The sequence below is a fragment of the Streptomyces sp. NPDC057950 genome (genome assembly GCF_042887295.1).
GTDB lineage: Bacteria > Actinomycetota > Actinomycetes > Streptomycetales > Streptomycetaceae > Streptomyces > Streptomyces kaempferi.
In genome coordinates this window covers 360,782-377,675 of sequence record NZ_JBHVPP010000002.1, presented here as the reverse complement: position 1 = coordinate 377,675, position 16,894 = coordinate 360,782, and the positions used below count along the sequence as shown (strand labels likewise).

Annotated in this window: 17 protein-coding genes; 9 read left to right on the top strand and 8 right to left on the bottom strand. The window is 71.0% G+C overall.

Annotation, left to right across the window (positions count from 1 at the left end; all coding sequences use genetic code 11):
* Positions 1 to 26: 26 nt before the first annotated feature.
* The 3 genes from ACFVTC_RS05890 to ACFVTC_RS05880 form a co-directional block, all read right to left on the bottom strand.
* Positions 27 to 605, bottom strand: a complete 579-nt coding sequence (locus ACFVTC_RS05890) for a TerD family protein (RefSeq protein WP_351718665.1) — start codon at positions 603 to 605, stop codon at positions 27 to 29.
* 159 nt (positions 606 to 764) lie between these two features.
* On the bottom strand, positions 765 to 2,888 hold the full coding sequence (gene uvrB, locus ACFVTC_RS05885) for an excinuclease ABC subunit UvrB (RefSeq protein ID WP_390124320.1): 2,124 nt from the start codon (positions 2,886 to 2,888) through the stop codon (positions 765 to 767).
* Positions 2,889 to 2,928: 40 nt separating this feature from the next.
* The gene (locus tag ACFVTC_RS05880) at positions 2,929 to 3,795 is read right to left on the bottom strand and encodes an MHYT domain-containing protein (RefSeq protein ID WP_390124318.1); all 867 of its coding nucleotides are present in this window, start codon (positions 3,793 to 3,795) and stop codon (positions 2,929 to 2,931) included.
* A gap of 277 nt (positions 3,796 to 4,072) precedes the next feature.
* Between ACFVTC_RS05880 and ACFVTC_RS05875 the strand changes: the two genes are divergently transcribed.
* The 3 genes from ACFVTC_RS05875 to ACFVTC_RS05865 all read left to right on the top strand — a co-directional run bounded on the left by ACFVTC_RS05875 (position 4,073) and on the right by ACFVTC_RS05865 (position 7,270).
* Complete coding sequence (locus tag ACFVTC_RS05875) at positions 4,073 to 4,966, top strand: glycerophosphodiester phosphodiesterase (protein WP_390124316.1); 894 nt, start codon at positions 4,073 to 4,075, stop codon at positions 4,964 to 4,966.
* Between the two features lie 115 nt (positions 4,967 to 5,081).
* Positions 5,082 to 5,636, top strand: a complete 555-nt coding sequence (locus ACFVTC_RS05870; RefSeq protein ID WP_390124314.1) for a methylated-DNA--[protein]-cysteine S-methyltransferase — start codon at positions 5,082 to 5,084, stop codon at positions 5,634 to 5,636.
* A 314-nt stretch (positions 5,637 to 5,950) separates the two neighbouring features.
* Positions 5,951 to 7,270, top strand: a complete 1,320-nt coding sequence (locus ACFVTC_RS05865) for an MFS transporter (protein ID WP_390124313.1) — start codon at positions 5,951 to 5,953, stop codon at positions 7,268 to 7,270.
* 95 nt (positions 7,271 to 7,365) lie between these two features.
* Here the strand turns inward: ACFVTC_RS05865 and ACFVTC_RS05860 are convergent, their stop codons facing one another.
* A complete protein-coding gene (locus ACFVTC_RS05860) occupies positions 7,366 to 7,728 on the bottom strand; it encodes a cupin domain-containing protein (protein ID WP_390124311.1) in 363 nt (120 codons plus the stop codon).
* A gap of 135 nt (positions 7,729 to 7,863) precedes the next feature.
* Here ACFVTC_RS05860 and fdhA point away from each other — a divergent pair, with 135 nt between their 5' ends.
* The gene (gene fdhA / locus ACFVTC_RS05855; protein WP_390124309.1) at positions 7,864 to 9,096 is read left to right on the top strand and encodes a formaldehyde dehydrogenase, glutathione-independent; all 1,233 of its coding nucleotides are present in this window, start codon (positions 7,864 to 7,866) and stop codon (positions 9,094 to 9,096) included.
* 70 nt (positions 9,097 to 9,166) lie between these two features.
* Here the strand turns inward: fdhA and ACFVTC_RS05850 are convergent, their stop codons facing one another.
* Positions 9,167 to 9,595, bottom strand: a complete 429-nt coding sequence (locus tag ACFVTC_RS05850) for a VOC family protein (protein WP_390124307.1) — start codon at positions 9,593 to 9,595, stop codon at positions 9,167 to 9,169.
* Between the two features lie 97 nt (positions 9,596 to 9,692).
* On the opposite strand from ACFVTC_RS05850, the gene ACFVTC_RS05845 reads away from it, so the two are divergent.
* Positions 9,693 to 10,598: a pseudouridine-5'-phosphate glycosidase gene (locus ACFVTC_RS05845; RefSeq protein ID WP_390124305.1), complete on the top strand. Its 906-nt coding sequence runs from the start codon at positions 9,693 to 9,695 to the stop codon at positions 10,596 to 10,598.
* 275 nt (positions 10,599 to 10,873) lie between these two features.
* Positions 10,874 to 11,812: a carbohydrate kinase family protein gene (locus tag ACFVTC_RS05840; protein ID WP_390124303.1), complete on the top strand. Its 939-nt coding sequence runs from the start codon at positions 10,874 to 10,876 to the stop codon at positions 11,810 to 11,812.
* On the opposite strand, the gene ACFVTC_RS05835 is transcribed toward ACFVTC_RS05840, so the two are convergent.
* Positions 11,790 to 12,620, bottom strand: a complete 831-nt coding sequence (locus ACFVTC_RS05835; protein ID WP_390124301.1) for a methyltransferase — start codon at positions 12,618 to 12,620, stop codon at positions 11,790 to 11,792. The genes ACFVTC_RS05840 and ACFVTC_RS05835 overlap by 23 nt on opposite strands.
* A gap of 175 nt (positions 12,621 to 12,795) precedes the next feature.
* Between ACFVTC_RS05835 and corA the strand changes: the two genes are divergently transcribed.
* A complete protein-coding gene (gene corA, locus ACFVTC_RS05830; RefSeq protein ID WP_390124299.1) occupies positions 12,796 to 13,923 on the top strand; it encodes a magnesium/cobalt transporter CorA in 1,128 nt (375 codons plus the stop codon).
* Between the two features lie 60 nt (positions 13,924 to 13,983).
* On the opposite strand, the gene ACFVTC_RS05825 is transcribed toward corA, so the two are convergent.
* Positions 13,984 to 14,412 (bottom strand): CBS domain-containing protein, encoded by a 429-nt coding sequence (locus ACFVTC_RS05825; protein ID WP_168527592.1) that lies wholly within the window; start codon positions 14,410 to 14,412, stop codon positions 13,984 to 13,986.
* Between the two features lie 178 nt (positions 14,413 to 14,590).
* Positions 14,591 to 15,223, bottom strand: a complete 633-nt coding sequence (locus ACFVTC_RS05820) for a uridine kinase (RefSeq protein ID WP_390124297.1) — start codon at positions 15,221 to 15,223, stop codon at positions 14,591 to 14,593.
* 150 nt (positions 15,224 to 15,373) lie between these two features.
* Here ACFVTC_RS05820 and ACFVTC_RS05815 point away from each other — a divergent pair, with 150 nt between their 5' ends.
* Together ACFVTC_RS05815 and ACFVTC_RS05810 are read left to right on the top strand one after the other, a co-directional pair.
* Positions 15,374 to 16,069, top strand: a complete 696-nt coding sequence (locus ACFVTC_RS05815; protein WP_390124295.1) for a DUF2293 domain-containing protein — start codon at positions 15,374 to 15,376, stop codon at positions 16,067 to 16,069.
* A 227-nt stretch (positions 16,070 to 16,296) separates the two neighbouring features.
* Positions 16,297 to 16,776 (top strand): DUF1772 domain-containing protein, encoded by a 480-nt coding sequence (locus tag ACFVTC_RS05810; protein WP_390124292.1) that lies wholly within the window; start codon positions 16,297 to 16,299, stop codon positions 16,774 to 16,776.
* Positions 16,777 to 16,894 lie beyond the last annotated feature (118 nt).

Below are 16,894 nucleotides of genomic sequence, written 5' to 3'. Positions count from 1 at the left end.
TCGCTTCGTGTCTGCGGTCGGGCTGCCTACAGGTGCGGCAGGATCGCGGGCATCAGGTCCTGGAAGGTACGGCCGTTGGCCGGAGTGCCGAGGGCCGTCATCTGCCAGCCCGGGCCGGAGCGGTGCACCTTCGCCATGATCTGGGCGGTGTACTGGCCGCCTCCCGCGAGCGTGTAGCGGGCGAGCTCCTGGCCGTTGGTCTCGTCGACCAGACGGCAGAACGCGTTCTGCACCTCCTGGAACGTCTGGCCCGTGAAGGAGTTCACGGTGAAGACGATCTGGTCGATGTGGACGGGGAGGCGCTGCAGGTCGACGAGGATCGCCTCGTCGTCCCCGCCCTGACCCACTCCGCCGACCACATTGTCACCGGTGTGCCGCACGGAGCCGTCGTCGCTGACGAGGTGACGGAAGAACACCACGTCGACCGGCTGCTTGTCGGCGAACAGCACCGCCGAGGCGTCGAGGTCGATCTCCCGGGTGCGCGAGCCGAACAGGCCGCGCCGGGGTGCCGCCTGCCAGCCGAGCCCCATGCGCACCGCGGTGAGGGTGCCCCCGTCGTTCTTCTGCAGACTGATGGCCTGACCCTTGGTCATGTTGACCGTCACGCGCTGATCCCCTCTCGAGCTGTCCCCTGTTGCCGCGGAATCCACGGATGACCAGAACCCTACGCAGCGCCACCGACAGTGCCGAACCCCGCGGCGCGCTTTGTGTCGGTCTTGCAACACAGCGAGCATCCGCCGGGGTCCGGCGCGGTCGAAGGGGCGTCAGGCCAGGCCCGCTTCCCTCATCTGACGCAGTTCCTTCTTCATCTCCGACACCTCGTCGCGCAGTCGGGCCGCGATCTCGAACTGGAGGTCCGCCGCGGCGGCCCGCATGCGCTCCGTCAGCTCCTCGATCTGCTCGGCGAGCTCGGCCGCGGGGCGGTCGGTCGGGGTCTTCGCGGCGCTCTTGGCGGACTTGGCCGCCTTGCCACCGAGCGAGGGCACCGGGGCCTTGGCTCCCTTGCCGTCCTTCCCCTTGCGGTAGCCCGAGCCGAGCAGCTGCTCCGTGTCGACGTCCTCGCGGGCGATCTGCGCCACGATGTCGTTGATCTTCTTGCGGAGGGGCTGCGGGTCGATGCCCCTCTCCTCGTTGTACGCGACCTGCTTCTCGCGGCGCCGGTTGGTCTCGTCGATGGCCTTCTCCATCGCCGGGGTGATCCGGTCGGCGTACATGTGGACCTGGCCGGAGACGTTGCGCGCCGCGCGGCCGATGGTCTGGATCAGGGAGGTGCCCGAGCGCAGGAAGCCCTCCTTGTCGGCGTCGAGGATCGACACCAGGGACACCTCGGGCAGGTCGAGGCCCTCTCGCAGCAGGTTGATGCCGACCAGGACGTCGAACTCGCCGGCGCGCAGCTCACGCAGCAGCTCGACCCGGCGCAGCGTGTCGACGTCGCTGTGCAGATAGCGCACCTGGATGCCGAGTTCCAGGAAGTAGTCGGTGAGGTCCTCGGCCATCTTCTTGGTGAGCGTGGTGACCAGGACGCGTTCGTCCTTCTCGGTGCGCTCGCGGATCTCGTGCACCAGGTCGTCGATCTGGCCCTCGGTGGGTTTGACGACGACCTCGGGGTCGATCAGACCGGTGGGCCGGATGATCTGTTCGACGTAGCCGTCCGCGCGGGAGAGCTCGTACTTGCCCGGTGTCGCCGACAGATAGACGGTCTGTCCGATGCGCTCCTGGAACTCCTCCCACTTCAGGGGGCGGTTGTCCAGGGCGGAGGGCAGCCGGAAGCCGTGGTCGACGAGCGTGCGCTTGCGGGAGGCGTCGCCTTCGTACATGGCACCGATCTGCGGCACCGTGTTGTGCGACTCGTCGATGACGAGCAGGAAGTCGTCCGGGAAGTAGTCGATGAGCGTGTTCGGCGGGGAGCCGGGCTCACGTCCGTCGAAGTGCATCGAGTAGTTCTCCACGCCGGAGCAGGAGCCGATCTGGCGCAGCATCTCGAGGTCGTACGTGGTGCGCATGCGCAGCCGCTGGGCTTCCAGGAGCTTGCCCTGCTTCTCCAGCTCGGGGAGACGCTCGCCCAGCTCCTTCTCGATGTCGTTGACGGCGCGCTCCATGCGCTCGGGACCCGCCACGTAGTGGGTCGCCGGGAACACGTAGATCTGCTCGTCGTCGCTGATGACCTCGCCGGTGAGCGGGTGCAGCGTGGAGAGCGCCTCGATCTCGTCGCCGAACATCTCGATGCGGACGGCGAGCTCCTCGTAGACCGGGAAGATCTCGATGGTGTCGCCGCGGACCCGGAAGGTGCCCCGGGCGAACGCCACGTCGTTACGGGTGTACTGGATGTCGACGAAGCGGCGCAGCAGGTCGTCGCGGTCGATCTCGTCGCCGACCTTGAGGCTGACCATCCGGTCGACGTATTCCTGCGGCGTGCCGAGGCCGTAGATGCAGGAGACCGAGGCGACCACCACGACGTCGCGTCGGGTGAGCAGCGAGTTGGTCGCGGAGTGGCGCAGCCGCTCGACCTCCTCGTTGATCGAGGAGTCCTTCTCGATGTAGGTGTCCGACTGGGGGACGTAGGCCTCGGGCTGGTAGTAGTCGTAGTACGAGACGAAGTACTCGACCGCGTTGTTCGGGAGCAGCTCGCGGAACTCGTTGGCCAGCTGGGCGGCCAGCGTCTTGTTCGGTGCCATGACGAGCGTGGGGCGCTGGAGCTTCTCGATCATCCACGCGGTGGTGGCGGACTTGCCGGTGCCCGTCGCGCCCAGCAGGACGACGTCCTTCTCACCCGCGCGGACGCGCTTCTCCAGCTCGGCGATGGCCGCCGGCTGGTCACCGCTCGGCTGGTAGGAACTGACGACCTCGAAGGGCGCCACCGAACGTTCGATCTTTGATACGGGCCGCATGGGTTCCACCGTACGACCCCGCACTGACAACGGGGCCCGATCACCGGCTCTGCGGGGTGCGTACGCTCCGGTGCGCACGGTCGTGGCCGGGGTACCGCCGCGGTCGGTGACCGGAGGAGAGACGGCCGGGTTGGGCCGGAATGCCGGGTATGCGTTCCACGGGGGGCCGGTCCGGCTTGCCCGTCACGATCAGGGGGTCGAACAGCACGACGGCGCCGGCCAGGCAGAGGAAGACCAGCGGGCCGATCATCATGGGCGCGAGCAAGGAGGTGGCCGAATCACCCGCGGGGGTGCTGGAGGTGTGGTGGAGATGGACGCTGAGGGCGGCCATACCCGTGTAGTGCATGCCGCTGACAGCCAGCCCCATGACGAGGCTGGCACCCACGCTCCAGAGGAATCCCCGGACCTGGCCCGCAGCCCACAGCGCGGTGATCGCGGCGACGACGGCTATGACGACCGAGGCGGAGACGGTGAGGGTGTTGTACTCCAGCTTCCCGTTCAGGCGCATGCCGGCCATGCCCAGATAGTGCATCGAGGCGATTCCGAGACCGGTGAGGGTGCCCCCGGTGAACAGTGCCGTCCCGGTGGCGCCGCGGTAGCCCACGATGAAGATCCCGACGCCGACCATGACGACGGCCACGCCCAGGCTCGCGAACATCGTGGGCCTGTCGTAGTGGATCGGGGTCTCGTCGACCGAGAACCCCATCATGGCGATGAAGTGCATGGTCCAGATGCCGGAACCGATCGCGGCCGAGCCGAGGGCGAGCCAGCCGGCCCGCCAGGAACGGGTGGCGAGCATCGATCTGGTGGTGCACCGAAGGCCGAGCGCTCCACCCAGGCAGGCCATGACGAACGCCACCACCGGTGTGACGAGTCCGTAGCTGAAGCCGTCGATCGTGCCCTGCATGTACGGCTGTCCTTCCCGCCCTTTTGCACCGGAAATCCCAGAAACGCCCCCACACTCCAGGCCGCGTCAACGGCCGGGGGTGAGGCAGAGAGTATGACCCCCACCGGAATGGTCGAACGATGTTCCGGCAAAGAATCACGATCTCACCGCACTTGTGCGTTGCCGGTGAGCGGACTTGGTCAACTCCATTCGATCCGCGCCCGGCACACCTCCCCCGCGTCTCACTCTCTGCTGTCACTCTTGAGCCGTACGTGATCGACCGACGCGAGGAGTACGTATGCACGCGCGCGTGGCCGCCGCCACGACCACAGCCATTCTCGGGGGCACCGTGCTTCTCGGGGGCACCGCCTCGATACTGCCCGCTCCCCACACGCGGGCCGGCTCCCCGGACGGCGGCGTCGTGATCGTCGCGCACCGCGGCGCCTCCGCCCACGCGCCCGAGAACACTCTGGCCTCCATCGACAAGGCCGCCGCGATGGGTTTCGACTGGGTCGAGAACGACGTCCAGCGCACCAAGGACGGCGAGCTCGTCGTCCTCCACGACGCCACACTGGCGCGTACGACCGATGTCGAGAAGGTCTATCCGCACCGGGCTCCCTGGAAGGTGAAGGACTTCACCGCCGCGGAGGTCGCGCGCCTCGACGCGGGCAGCTGGTACGGCCGTCGGTACGTCGGTACGCGCGTGCCGACGCTGCGCCAGTACATGCGGCGGGTCTCGCACAACCACCAGAAGCTCGTCCTGGAGATCAAGAACCCCGACCTCTATCCGGGCATCGAGCGGGAGACCCTCAAGCTGCTGAGCAACGAGGGCTGGCTCGACCCGGAACACCTGCGGCACCGGCTGGTCGTCCAGAGCTTCAGCGCGCGGAGCGTGCGAACGGTCCACGATCTGCGTCCCGGGATCACGACGGCCTTCCTGGGCAAGCCGACGTACGCACAGTTGCGCGAGTACGCGCGGTTCGCCGACCTGATCAACCCGGACAGCGCCTCCCTCACCTCCGGTTACGTCTACACCGTCCATGCCTTCAAGGGGCCGCACGGTAGGTCGATGCGGGTCTTCGTCTGGACCGTCGACGACGCGGACACTGCCCGGCGCCTGGCGGGCTACGGCGTGGACGGCGTCATCACGAACAAGCCCGATGTGGTCCGCAGCGCGCTGCAGGAGAGCTGAACGGCCTCCCGGGGGCCGTGGGGCGCGGCACGGACGCCGACCGGTACCCGTGCCGCGCCCGGAGACCACGGGCGGGCCACGGGCGTTGTCAGTGGCGCGTCGTACGGTGGATCTCATGAACAGCCATGGGCAGGACGAGCATCGGGTCGTGTGGAGCGTCGTCGGCACGGACATCGGTCCGCTGCTGCTGGCGGCCACGGACGACGGCCTGGTGAACGTGGTGTTCCACGCCACGGACGCGGTCCGCGACAGGGCGCTCGAGCGGCTCGCCGCGCGCCTGGGCACCGAGCCGGTCGAGGCACCGGCATCGCCTATCCTGGCGGAAGTGATACGCCAGGTCGGGGCCTACTTCGCGGGTGAGCGACGTGACTTCGAGCTGCCACTGGACTGGTCGCTCATCTCCGGGTTCAACCGCCAGGTGCTGCGTGAGCTGGAGTCCGGCGTCGCCTACGGCGCGGTCGTGGGCTACGGCGACCTCGCCCGGCGGGTGGGGCAGCCCGGCGCGGCGCAGGCGGTCGGCGTGGCGATGGGCTCGAACCCGCTGCCGGTCGTCGTTCCGTGTCACCGGGTGGTGGAGAGCGACGGCGGCATCGGAGGGTTCGGGGGCGGACTGGAGACGAAGCGGCGGCTGCTGGCGCTGGAAGGCGTGCTGCCGGAACCGCTGTTCTGAAGCGGGGCCAGGAACGGAGACCGGGAACGAAGACCGGGAACGGCGGCCTCGAACGGTGTCCCGAACGGTCCTCCTGAAACCGCCGCCCGCCCGGCGGGGTGCCGGCGCCCGCGGAGGCAGCCGGCGAGCCACCCCCGCGTGCTCCCTCTTGTTCGCACACGGCGCGGAATGGACACTGCGCCGGTGACCCGAGCCCGTTCCACCGCATCCGCACGCCCCGTGCCGGCATTCCCCGCTGTCGCGTGTCCGGTATCAGCCCGCTCCGCTTCCGCCTGCCCGGCTCGTTCCGCTTGTTCGATGTCCGGGAATTCGCGGTGACCGCCGTCGGACGGCAGGCCGCCGTGCCCGTGGACATCGAGGGGATACCGGCGCTGCGGCGCCGTATCACCGCCGTACTGATCGCGGGCCAGATCCTCGGCGGGCTCGGTGTCGCCACCGGCATCGCGCTCGCCACCGTACTGGCCAAGCAGGTCAGCGGGACCGAGTCGCTGTCGGGTCTCGCGCCCACCGCGACGGTCACCGGCACGGCGTTGCTCTCCGTGCCGCTGGCCGCGCTGATGACCGCGCGCGGGCGTCGGCCGGGGCTCGTCCTCGCGTATCTCATCGGTGCGTCGGGGGCCTGCCTCGTCGTGGTCGCCGCGCGCGTCGGGAGCTTCCCCCTGCTGCTGCTCGGCATGGCGGGGTTCGGCGCGGCCTCGTCGGCGAACCTCCAGGCGCGGTTCGCGGCCGCCGATCTGGCCGAACCGCGGCGGCGGGCCCGCGCCATCTCGAACGTGGTGTGGGCCACCACGATCGGAGCCGTGCTCGGGCCCAACATCGCCGCGCCCGCGGGCCGCAGCGTGTCCGGGCTCGGGATACCGCAGGCGGCCGGGCCGTTCCTCTGGGCGGCCGGGGTCTTCCTGCTCTCGGCGCTGCTGGTGGCCGTCCTGCTGCGGCCCGATCCGCTGCTGACCGCCCGAGCGCTCGCGCCGGCCGGGGAGCGGTCCGCCGACGCGCGGTCGATCCGCGCCGGTTTCGCCGCCGTCGCCGCCTCGCCACGGGCCCGGCTGGCGCTCGTGACCGTGGCCGTGTCGCACACCGCGATGGTCTCGATCATGTCGATGACCCCCGTCGACCTGGGGCACCACGGGGCGAGCATCGATCTGATCGGGCTGGTGATCAGCGCGCACATCGCGGGCATGTACGCGTTCTCACCCCTCATGGGACGGCTCTCGGACCGCTACGGGCGTCTCTCCGGGACAGCGCTCGCCGGGGGCCTGCTCGCCTGCGCGGCACTGCTCGCGGGCACAGCGGGCGGCAGCCACGGACAGACCGCCGCGGGCCTCTTCCTCCTGGGCCTGGGCTGGTCGTCCGGACTGGTGTCCGGGTCGGCGCTCCTCACGGACTCCGTGCCCCAGGCCGCGCGGGCCGCCGCGCAGGGGGTCTCCGACCTGACCATGAACACGGCGGCAGGTGTGGGCGGGGCGACCGCCGGGCTCATCGTCGCCGAGGCGAGTTACGCGTGGTTGAACCTCGTCGCCGCGTGTCTGCTGCTCCCGCTGGGCGGGCTGGCGCTGTTCACCCGTGGAAGGCACGACCGGTCCCCGGAGGGCCTCCAGGACACCGCGGGCCAGAAGCCCACGGCCCTGAGTTAGGGACGGGGGCTCAGGAGTCCGGGACGGGGTGCGGTCGGCCGGACGCCGGGCACCTGGCGTTGGGCACCTGGCGCCGGGCCCGAAGAGGCCGGCGGCTACAGATTGATGTGATACGCCTTGCGGAGCGTCTCGTGCACGGTCCACGTCGTACGGTCGCCCTCGCGCAGGATCGCCGCGTCACCCGGACCCACCTCGAGGGGACCGCCACCCTCGATCTCGATCGTGGCGCGGCCGCTGACGACGACGAACAGCTCGTTCGCCTCGGTGTCGGTCACCACGCCGGGGGTCATCTGCCAGATGCCGCGCGACTGCTTGCCGTCGGCCGACTCCCACAGCACCTTGCCGGTCACGACCGGGCTGCCGGAGACGATCTGGTCCGTGTCGAGCGGCTCCGGCTCGAGCTCGGCGTCGGGAACGTGGACGGTGAAGGACGGGGTGGCCCGGCTGTTCTCGGTCATGAGCGGTCACCCTAGGCGCATTCGAGAAAAGCGTCGCGCGGAGGGTGGTCGGAACGCGTGACCGGGAGCAGACTCCGCCCTGCGCACAGCCGCTGGCATCCGAAGACACGGGGGCCGAAGGGACGGCGATCACGCATGAGCGAGAGCGGAAACAGGGCAGTCGCATATCTCAAGCCGGGTGCGGTCGAGGTCAGGACCATCGACCATCCGACGCTTGAACTGCAGGACGGGCCGGGAGTGGCCACCGAGAACGTCGGCCGCAAGTGCCGGCACGGAGTCATCCTCAAGGTGCTCGCCAGCAACATCTGTGGCAGTGACCAGCACATGGTGCGCGGCCGTACGACCGCGCCCGAGGGGCTGGTCCTCGGACACGAAATCACCGGAGAGGTACTGGAACGCGGTCCGGACGTCGAGTTCATCGAGGTCGGGGACATCGTCTCGGTACCGTTCAACATCGCCTGCGGCCGGTGCCGCAACTGCAAGGAACGCAGGACCGGCATCTGCCTGAACGTGAACCCGGCCCGGCCGGGCGCCGCCTACGGTTATGTCGACATGGGCGGCTGGGTCGGAGGCCAGGCCCAGTACGCCATGGTCCCGTACGCGGACTTCAACCTGCTGAGGTTCCCCGACCGCGACCAGGCGCGCGAGAAGCTCCTCGACCTGACCATGCTGTCCGACATCTTCCCGACCGGATTCCACGGCGCGGTCACCGCGGGCGCCGGGGTCGGTTCGACGGTGTACGTCGCCGGGGCGGGCCCGGTCGGTCTGGCGGCGGCCGCGTCGGCGCAGCTCCTGGGCGCCGCCGTCGTCATCGTCGGAGACCTCAACGCCGAACGCCTCGCCCAGGCCCGGAGCTTCGGGTGCGAGACGGTGGACGTCTCCGCGGGCCCGGTGGAGGACCAGATCGCGCAGATCCTCGGCGAGCCCGAGGTCGACGCGGCCGTCGACGCGGTCGGCTTCGAGGCACGCGCACACGGCCCCGACGCCGAGGAGGCACCCGCGACCGTCCTCAACTCGCTGATGGGCATCACCCGCGCGGGTGGAGCGCTGGGCATCCCCGGTCTGTACGTCACGGACGACCCCGGCGGGATCGACCAGGACGCGCGGACCGGAACGTTGAAGGTGCGGCTCGGTCTGGGGTGGGCGAAGAGTCATCGCCTCAGCACGGGGCAGTGCCCGGTGATGCGGTACCACCGGGGGCTGATGCAGGCGATCCTGCACGAACGGGTGCACATCGCCAAGGCGGTCAACGCGACCGTGATCGGCCTGGAGGACGCGCCGCGCGGCTACGCCGAGTTCGACCAGGGCGCCGGCCGCAAGTACGTGCTCGATCCGCACGGGGCACTGGCCGGCGTACGGCCTGTCTGACCCGGGGCGTGCGGGAGGGGTGCTTCCCCGGGTCCGGGAAGCACCCCTCCCCCTTTTCCCGTTTTCCGATCTACTCGTAGTGCCGCGCCTCGAAGACGTTCCCGTCCGGGTCGCGGAAGTAGAAGCTGCGCTTGGCCATGCCGCGGGCGCCGAACGCGTCGTAGGAGAAGCCCGAGACGGGGACGGCCCCCTCCTCCAGGCGCGTCCGCAAGGCGTCGAAGTCGTCCGCTCCCAGTGACAGGCACACGTGGTTGACGGGGTGGCCGGCGCTGTCCGCGCCCCCGGGGACCATGTTCATGTACGCCGCCAGGGGGAGCGGCGCGAGGTCGAAAATGGTCTCCTCGTTGAGGCGCACGGAGGGGAACGACTCCTTTCCCTCGGCGTATTCGGTGACCCTCAGGGGCTCCAGGCCGACCGACCTCTCATAGAAGTCGGCCGACGCGACCGGATCGCGTACCCAGAGAACGACATGGTCGAGACGTGGCGAGTTGTCCGTCATGCCCCCAGGCTGGTGCCGTGTGCCGCGGCTCGCAAGGGTTTGACCGGGCGCGCCGCCCGCCAGAGATGAGGAAAGGCGACAGACAGGAGGCAGGCGCGTGATCGTGGTGTCCGAAGAGGTGCGGGAGGCGCTCGACGCGCGCCGGCCGGTGGTGGCCCTGGAGTCGACGATCATCGCGCACGGGCTGCCGCGTCCGCGCAATCTGCAGGTCGCGCTGGAACTGGAGGACGTCGTACGGCGGGAGGGTGCCGTACCCGCGACGATCGCCGTGCTGGACGGGCGTCCCCATGTCGGACTGGACAAGGAGCAGTTGGAGCGGGTCGCGAACGAGGACGGCATCCGCAAGCTCGGGCACCGCGATCTGCCGCTCGCGGTGGCGACGGGCGCGAGCGGGGCGACGACCGTGTCCGCGACGGCGCTGCTGGCCGCCCTCGCGGGCGTACGGGTGTTCGCGACGGGTGGCCTCGGCGGTGTGCACCGGGAGTGGACCGCGACGCAGGACGAGTCGGCGGACCTGGGCCTGCTGGCGCGTACCCGGATCACGGTGGTGTGCGCGGGCGTGAAGTCGATCCTCGACGTGCCGGCGACCTTGCAGCGGCTGGAGACGCTGGGCGTCGCGGTGGCCGGGTACGGCACCGATCGCTTCCCCGGCTTCTATCTGTCCGACTCGGGCCATCCCGTGGACTGGACGCTGGGTTCTCCCGGTCAGGTGGCGGATGTCATGCGCGCGCAGGACGCGCTGGACGGACCGGAATCGGCGCTGATCGTCGCGAACCCCGTTCCTGAGGAGGAGCAGCTCGATCCGGCGCTCCACGCGCGCGTGCTCGCCGACGCGCTGCAGGCGTGCGAGGCCGAGGGCGTGAGCGGACAGGCGGTGACGCCGTTCCTGCTCGACCATCTGGTGCGCCACACCGACGGTGCGTCGCTCGGCGCCAATCTGGCGGCGGTGCGGGGCAACGTACGACTCGCGGGACGGATCGCGGCGGCCTGGGCCGGAGCGTGAGCGGGACGGATCACGGCGACCCGGGCCGGAGCGTGAGCGGGACGGATCGCGGCGGCCTGGGCCGGAGCGTGAGCGGGACGGATCGCGGCGGCCTGGGCCGGTATGCCGACCGTCCCGACGGCGCCGCTCGGCCCGACGCGCGAGCCGGCCGTGCCGACCGCCTCCCCCGAGCCGACCGGTCCGGCGAGTCCAGCGAGTCCGGAGAGTCCGGCACGGCCGGTGCGGGGAGACGTACGCGGAGCAGGGAGGGGCAGGGCGCGGGACCGTACCCGGATGTGCCCGGGGCGCTGCTCGTCGTCGGTGATGTGATCACGGACGTGGTCGTCCGGCATCGAGGGCCGCTCGCGGCGGGCACCGACACGGCCGCCGCGGTCCGCACGCTGCCGGGCGGGGCCGGCGCCAACGTCGCCTGCTGGGCGGCCCATCGGGGCTGTCCGGACGTACGGCTGCTCGGCCGGGTGGGGGCGGATGCCGCCGCCTGGCACGAACGCGAGCTGTCGGCCTGCGGTGTACGCCCCCTGCTCGTCGTCGATCCCGAGGCGCCGACCGGGACGGTGATCTGTCTGGTGGACCAGGGCGCCTCGGCCGAGCGGACGTTCCTCACGGACAGCGGGGCCTCGTTGCGGCTCGAACCCGGCGACTGGTCGTCCACGCTGCTCGACGGAGTCGCGCGGCTGCATCTGTCGGGCTATCTGTTCTTCTCCGAACCGAGCCGGGCGTTGGCCTCGGCGGCCCTGGAGTCGGCACGCGCGCGGGGTGTACCGGTCAGTCTGGACCCGGCGTCGGCGGGCTTCCTCGCGAAACTGGGCGTGGACCGTTTCCTCGCGCTCGCCGAGGACGTCGATCTGCTGCTGCCCAGCCGCGACGAGGCGTGCCTGCTGACCGGTCTGTCCGATCCGGCGGACGCCGCCGCCGAGTTGAGCCGTCGCGTTCCGCTGGTCGTCGCGAAACTGGGCGGCGACGGCGCGCTCGTGGCCCGCTCGGGCACCGTGCGGGCACACGTTCCGGCGGCGCCCGCGACCGCCCGGGACACCACGGGCGCAGGTGACGCCTTCACCGGCGCGTTCCTCGCCGCCCTGCTCGCGGGCGCCGAACCCGAGGCGGCGGCGGTGGGCGGGTGCGAGGCGGGAGCGATGGCGGTGGAGCGGGTCGGAGGGAGGCCGGAAGCGGCGCTCCCGGCCCGGTGGCCTCTCACGCGGGCAAGCCCTCGGTAGCTCCCACGCGCGCAGCCTGTTTACGCCCCCACGCCGAGATCATGGGCGCCGTCGCCAGATCCATCGAACCGGTGGCCACGTTGGCCAGGTGACGCTCGATGTCCTCGGGAGTGGCGAGGCCCGCGGTGACGAGTTGCTGCCCGATCTGCCGGACCGTCGCGGTCTCGAGGGCGGCGCAGGCGGGCGAGGTGACGGGGAAGTACGCGTCGGCCTCCACCTCACGCAGCCCCGCCTCACGCAGCAGGCCCGGGAGTCTGCGGCCGTAGGCGAGGTCGGCGCCGCGCTCGGCGAGCAGCTTGCGGAAGCCCTGGCGCAGCCGGTTGGCGAGTTGCTGCTCGGGGCCGTGCTCGTCGGGGCAGAGCAGGGGCTGCAGCGCCGGGTCGGCGTCCTCGACGAGAAGCCGGCCGCCGGGCCGCAGCGCCTTGATCATCGATCGCAACGCCCGCTCCTTGTCCGGCACATGGACCAGGACGAGTCGCGCGTGCACGAGGTCGAAGCCCTCCCCCGGCGGTTCCTCCGCGGCCACGTCGTGCACCCGGACCTCGACCGGCGTCCGGGCCGCCGCGGCAGCCCAGGACGTGTCGATGTCGGTCGCGACGATCTTTCCGGTCGGGCCGACCTTCTTGGCGAGCCAGGACACCACCGACGTGCCGCCCGCCCCGACCTCCCAGCAGCGCCAGCCGGGCCCGATGCCGAGGCGTTCGATGTGCCGGAACGTCGTGGGGTCGAAGAGGGTGGCGAATGCCTCGAAGCGCTGTCCCGCCTCGGTCTGCTGGTTGTCGAGGAGATACTCGTCGGTTCGCGTCATGCAGGGATCATCCCAGTTGACCCCCTTGTCCGGAATCGACGACGCTTCCCGATCTCCCGAAAGCGAAGCGGAAGATTCCGTTCCCACAGGCTTTTCCGGAGATCGGACGTGCCTGGCAGACTGGCGGACGAAGGCGCGGAGTGCGGCGCGGGAAGATCCACGCAAGGGGGTCCTGATGTCCATGGCAGGGAATCTGCGGAAGGTCACGAGCCTCGGCAGGGTCGGCGGCCTGCGCAAGGTGGCGCGATTGGCCAGGGGGCGCGTCCGCGTCGACCTGAGTCACCCCGCCCGGTCCCCACTGGGCTCCGCGGTGGTGAACTGCGTGGCCTACCGGGACGGCGTCAGGGTTCCGGGCGGCCGCGACCTGGTCGACACCGTGGAGCGCATCCGCAAGAGCGACGAGGGCTTCGTCTGGCTCGGACTGCACGAGCCGACCGACCGGGAGTTCGCCGGCATCGCCGACCTCTTCGACCTGCACCCGCTGGCCGTCGAGGACGCGGTGGAGGCTCACCAGCGCCCGAAGCTCGAGCGGTACGGCGAGACGCTGTTCGCGGTGTTCAAGACCGTCTGTTACGTCGAGCACAAAGAACTGACGGCGACGAGCGAGGTGGTGCACACGGGCGAGATCATGGTCTTCGTCGGCGCCGACTTCGTGATCACCGTGCGACACGGACGGCACGGCTCCCTGGGCCCGCTGCGCGAGGAGCTGGAGGCCGACCATCGCCAGCTCGCCAAGGGCCCGGCCGCGGTCCTGCACGCGATCGCGGACCACGTGGTCGACGACTACGTACATGTCACGGACTCGGTCCAGGAGGACATCGACGCGGTCGAGGCCGATGTGTTCGCCGAGAACGGCGCGCGGGCCGACGCGGGCCGCATCTACCAGCTCAAGCGTGAGCTGCTGGAGCTGAAGCGTGCCGTGGTCCCGCTCGCCCGCCCCGTCCAGGAGCTCGCCACCCGGCCGATCCGTGTGGTCGATCCGGAGATACAGGCGTACTTCCGGGACGTCTCCGACCATCTGATCAGGGTCACCGAGCAGATAGCCGCGTTCGACGAACTGCTCAACTCGATCCTTCAGGCGCATCTGGCACAGGTCACCGTGGCGCAGAACGAGGACATGCGGAAGATCACGGCATGGGCGGCGGTCATCGCCGTTCCGACGATGGTCTGCGGGGTGTACGGCATGAACTTCGACAACATGCCGGAGCTGCACTGGCGGTTCGGCTACCCCCTCGTCATAGGCGTGATCACCGTGGGCTGCCTGGTCCTCTACCGCGGGTTCCGGCGCAACGGCTGGCTCTGACACGCCTCCCGCCCGGCACGGCCGACCGGACGAGAAGCGTGACGGGAACACTCCGTAGGGTCAGCGGGTCATGCTCGTCGCGTAGACGCTCTCGACCCAGCCCGCCAGCTGATCATCCGTCAGATGCTGGGCGAGATCGGCTTCGCTGATCATGCCGACCAGGCGTTTGTTCTCGATCACGGGGAGCCGGCGGATCTGGTGCCCCTTCATCTCCTGGAGCACCTCGCCCACGTCGGCCTCCGACTCGATCCAGCGCGGGGTGCCCTGGGCCATCTCGCCCGCGGTGATCCGGGCCGGATCGCGGCCCATGGCCACGCAGCCGATGACGATGTCGCGGTCCGTGAGGATGCCGCAGAGCCGTTCGTTCTCGTCACTGATGGGCAACGCGCCCACGTTCAGTTCGCGCATCAGCTGAGCGGCGCGGTCAAGGGTCTCGTGGGCGGGAATCCACTGGGCACCACGGTGCATGATGTCTCCGGCAGTGGTCATGAAGTACCTCCCGGTGCCGGACGGCCGGCGCGGCGCGGAACACACCGCTAGTCCCGGCGCCCTCATTCTTGTCGCGTCCCGGGCGATGTGCACCCGGAGGTCCTCGCCGGGAGGGTCGTCGCAGGCGCTCCACGCGGGCGGGTGAACCGGCACCGCCAAGGCGCCGCCGGCCGTGCCGTCAGCCGTTCCAGGCCGGGTGGCGCGGATCGTCCGCGCGGACCAGCACATCGGCCGCGGTGCCCGGCGCCACCTCCGTCTCGTACCGCTGGAAGGCGGGGAGGGTCCAGTGCTCGGACTCCGGCGTACGGCGGCTCAGGGCACCCGGGGAGAGGAGGACATGGACGCTCAGGTCGAACGGGAACCAGTGCCGCAGCAGGAAGGGGCCATGGAGCAGGAGCAGCCCGCCCGGCGGGAGTTGGACGCGGGAGCTGCGGGTGGCGCGGTCGGTGGCCGGGTCCCAGAGGTCGGGCAGGACGCGGCCGTTCCCGCCCGGGTCGAGGGGACCGAAGACCTCGCGCCACAGGGCGCCGGTGTCGAACCAGCCGTCGTAGTACGCGTCGACGTCCTCGTGGCCGTACTCGAACCGGAGCGACGCGGGCCGCAGGAAGTCCTGGGCGCCGACGACCAGCGAGGACCGGCCGCGTATGCGAAGCGCCTCGGAGACACGATGTGCGAGGTCGCCGGGGCGGGCGGCCGGGGCTCCGTCGAAGGCGATCCGCGGCCAGGGACCGCCGTCGTCGGGCTTCAGGTCGAGCAGGCGCTCGGCAAGGAGGTCGCCGAGCCGTTCCCAGGTGATCGCTTCGAGTCGCACAGGCCCATGATGCCGTGCCCGGGCATCGCACTCGCGGGCCCGGGGAGGCGGACCGGACGGCGTGAGCGGGCCGGCCCGGGGCCGACGGCCTGCGGCAGAGACGACCGGCCGTGGCGTGGGTCCCGGGGCGAGCCGGGGAATGAACTGCATATGGCACCGATCGCGACTCCTGCGTCCCGCGGCGGACTTCTCGTCATCCAGCCGCTCAGGAAACGGCACTGCGCCGAGTGCCGGACCGGACCGCTGGCACTGCTGGTGCTGGAGGAGGGAACGCCGCGCTGCGTGGACTGCGCGGACCTGGGGCATCTGGTGTTCCTGCCGCGCGGCGACACCGCGCTGACGCGGAGATCACGGGAGGGAAGCACGCTGTCGGCGGTGGTGGTGCGGTTCAACCGGCGACAGAGCCGCTACGAGCGGCAGGGCGTGCTCGTCGAGGAGGCGGCGCTCGCCCGGGCCGAGGAGTGGTGCCTGGAGGACACCGAGGCACGGCGGCGGCGCCGTGCGCGGGACGCGCGGCGGAGGGAGGCCGAGGACCAGCGGTTCACGGACGCGTTCGGGTGGGAGATACGCCGGCTGTTCCCCGGCTGTCCGGCCGAGCGGGCGCGGGAGATCGCCACGCACGCCTCGGTGCGCGGGAGCGGACGGGTGGGGCGCAGTGCGGCGGGCCGCGCGCTGTCCGAGGGAGCGGTGGCCTCGGCGGTCCGGGCGTCCGTACGGCATGTGGACACACCGTACGACCAGCTGCTGATGAGTGGCGTGCCGCGGCACGAGGCGCGACGGCGGATCGCGCCCGCCGTGGAGGCACGGCTCCAGGGGTGGCGCGACCAGCTCACGGCGGGTGCGTGACGGGTGGCCTCCGCCGCGTGCGCGCCACCATGCGCGGCGACGGGCACGGCGGCGGGCGCGGCAACGGTCACCGGCCCGTGGGCGGCCCGTGGGCGACTCGTGGACGGTCGCGCATGTGTCCGGGCACCTCGGCCATGGTCGCGGTCGCCGCGAGGGATTTCACTTGTGGGGACGGGAGGCGCCGTGCAGGATCTTTGGCTTCGGGGAACGACGACACGGGGGTTGTCATGATCGATGGGCCGTATCTCGTGCTGACGGTGCTGGGGGTGCTCGGCTGCGGTTTGGTGGCGGGGGTGTTCTACGGGTTCTCGGCCTTCGTGATGCGGGGGCTTGCCGAGCTGCCGCCCGCACAGGGGGTGGCGGCGATGAACGCGATCAACAAGTCCGCGGTCCGCCCGGCGTTCATGCTGCTGTTCGTCGGGGCGGCCGGGCTGTGTGCCGTGCTCGGTGTGGTCACCTTCGTGCTGCTGCCCGAGGACGGGACGGTGGAGCTGCTGCTCGGCAGCGCTCTGTATCTGTTCGGGTCGTTCGGGGTGACGGTCGTCGCGAACGTCCCGCGCAACGACGCGCTGCTGAAAACGGACCCGGCCGGCCCGGAGGCCGCCGTGCGCTGGCGCTCGTACGTGCGCGGGTGGACGAGATGGAACCACGTCCGCGCGGTCGCGTCGGCCGCCGCGGCGATCTCGTACACGCTGGCCCTCACCTGAGCACGCGGGGGCGCCGGGGCGCCCTCACCCCGAGCAGACGTGGGCGCCCTCGCGCGGGGGCGCGGCGGCCCCCGTCCGAGGCGCGGGCCCGGTCGGCACCTGAGCGGCAGGGCCCGGG

What these genes read in the sequence shown, in the direction of transcription:
- ACFVTC_RS05850 (WP_390124307.1), bottom strand. Translation starts at nt 9,595, where the DNA reads ATGACGGACAACTCGCCACGTCTCGACCATGTCGTTCTCTGGGTACGC.
- ACFVTC_RS05860 (WP_390124311.1), bottom strand. Translation starts at nt 7,728, where the DNA reads ATGACCGAGAACAGCCGGGCCACCCCGTCCTTCACCGTCCACGTTCCC.
- fdhA (WP_390124309.1), top strand. Translation starts at nt 7,864, where the DNA reads ATGAGCGAGAGCGGAAACAGGGCAGTCGCATATCTCAAGCCGGGTGCG.
- ACFVTC_RS05870 (WP_390124314.1), top strand. Translation starts at nt 5,082, where the DNA reads ATGAACAGCCATGGGCAGGACGAGCATCGGGTCGTGTGGAGCGTCGTC.
- ACFVTC_RS05810 (WP_390124292.1), top strand. Translation starts at nt 16,297, where the DNA reads ATGATCGATGGGCCGTATCTCGTGCTGACGGTGCTGGGGGTGCTCGGC.
- ACFVTC_RS05815 (WP_390124295.1), top strand. Translation starts at nt 15,374, where the DNA reads ATGGCACCGATCGCGACTCCTGCGTCCCGCGGCGGACTTCTCGTCATC.
- ACFVTC_RS05880 (WP_390124318.1), bottom strand. Translation starts at nt 3,795, where the DNA reads ATGCAGGGCACGATCGACGGCTTCAGCTACGGACTCGTCACACCGGTG.
- ACFVTC_RS05835 (WP_390124301.1), bottom strand. Translation starts at nt 12,620, where the DNA reads ATGACGCGAACCGACGAGTATCTCCTCGACAACCAGCAGACCGAGGCG.
- uvrB (WP_390124320.1), bottom strand. Translation starts at nt 2,888, where the DNA reads ATGCGGCCCGTATCAAAGATCGAACGTTCGGTGGCGCCCTTCGAGGTC.
- ACFVTC_RS05875 (WP_390124316.1), top strand. Translation starts at nt 4,073, where the DNA reads ATGCACGCGCGCGTGGCCGCCGCCACGACCACAGCCATTCTCGGGGGC.
- ACFVTC_RS05825 (WP_168527592.1), bottom strand. Translation starts at nt 14,412, where the DNA reads ATGACCACTGCCGGAGACATCATGCACCGTGGTGCCCAGTGGATTCCC.
- corA (WP_390124299.1), top strand. Translation starts at nt 12,796, where the DNA reads ATGTCCATGGCAGGGAATCTGCGGAAGGTCACGAGCCTCGGCAGGGTC.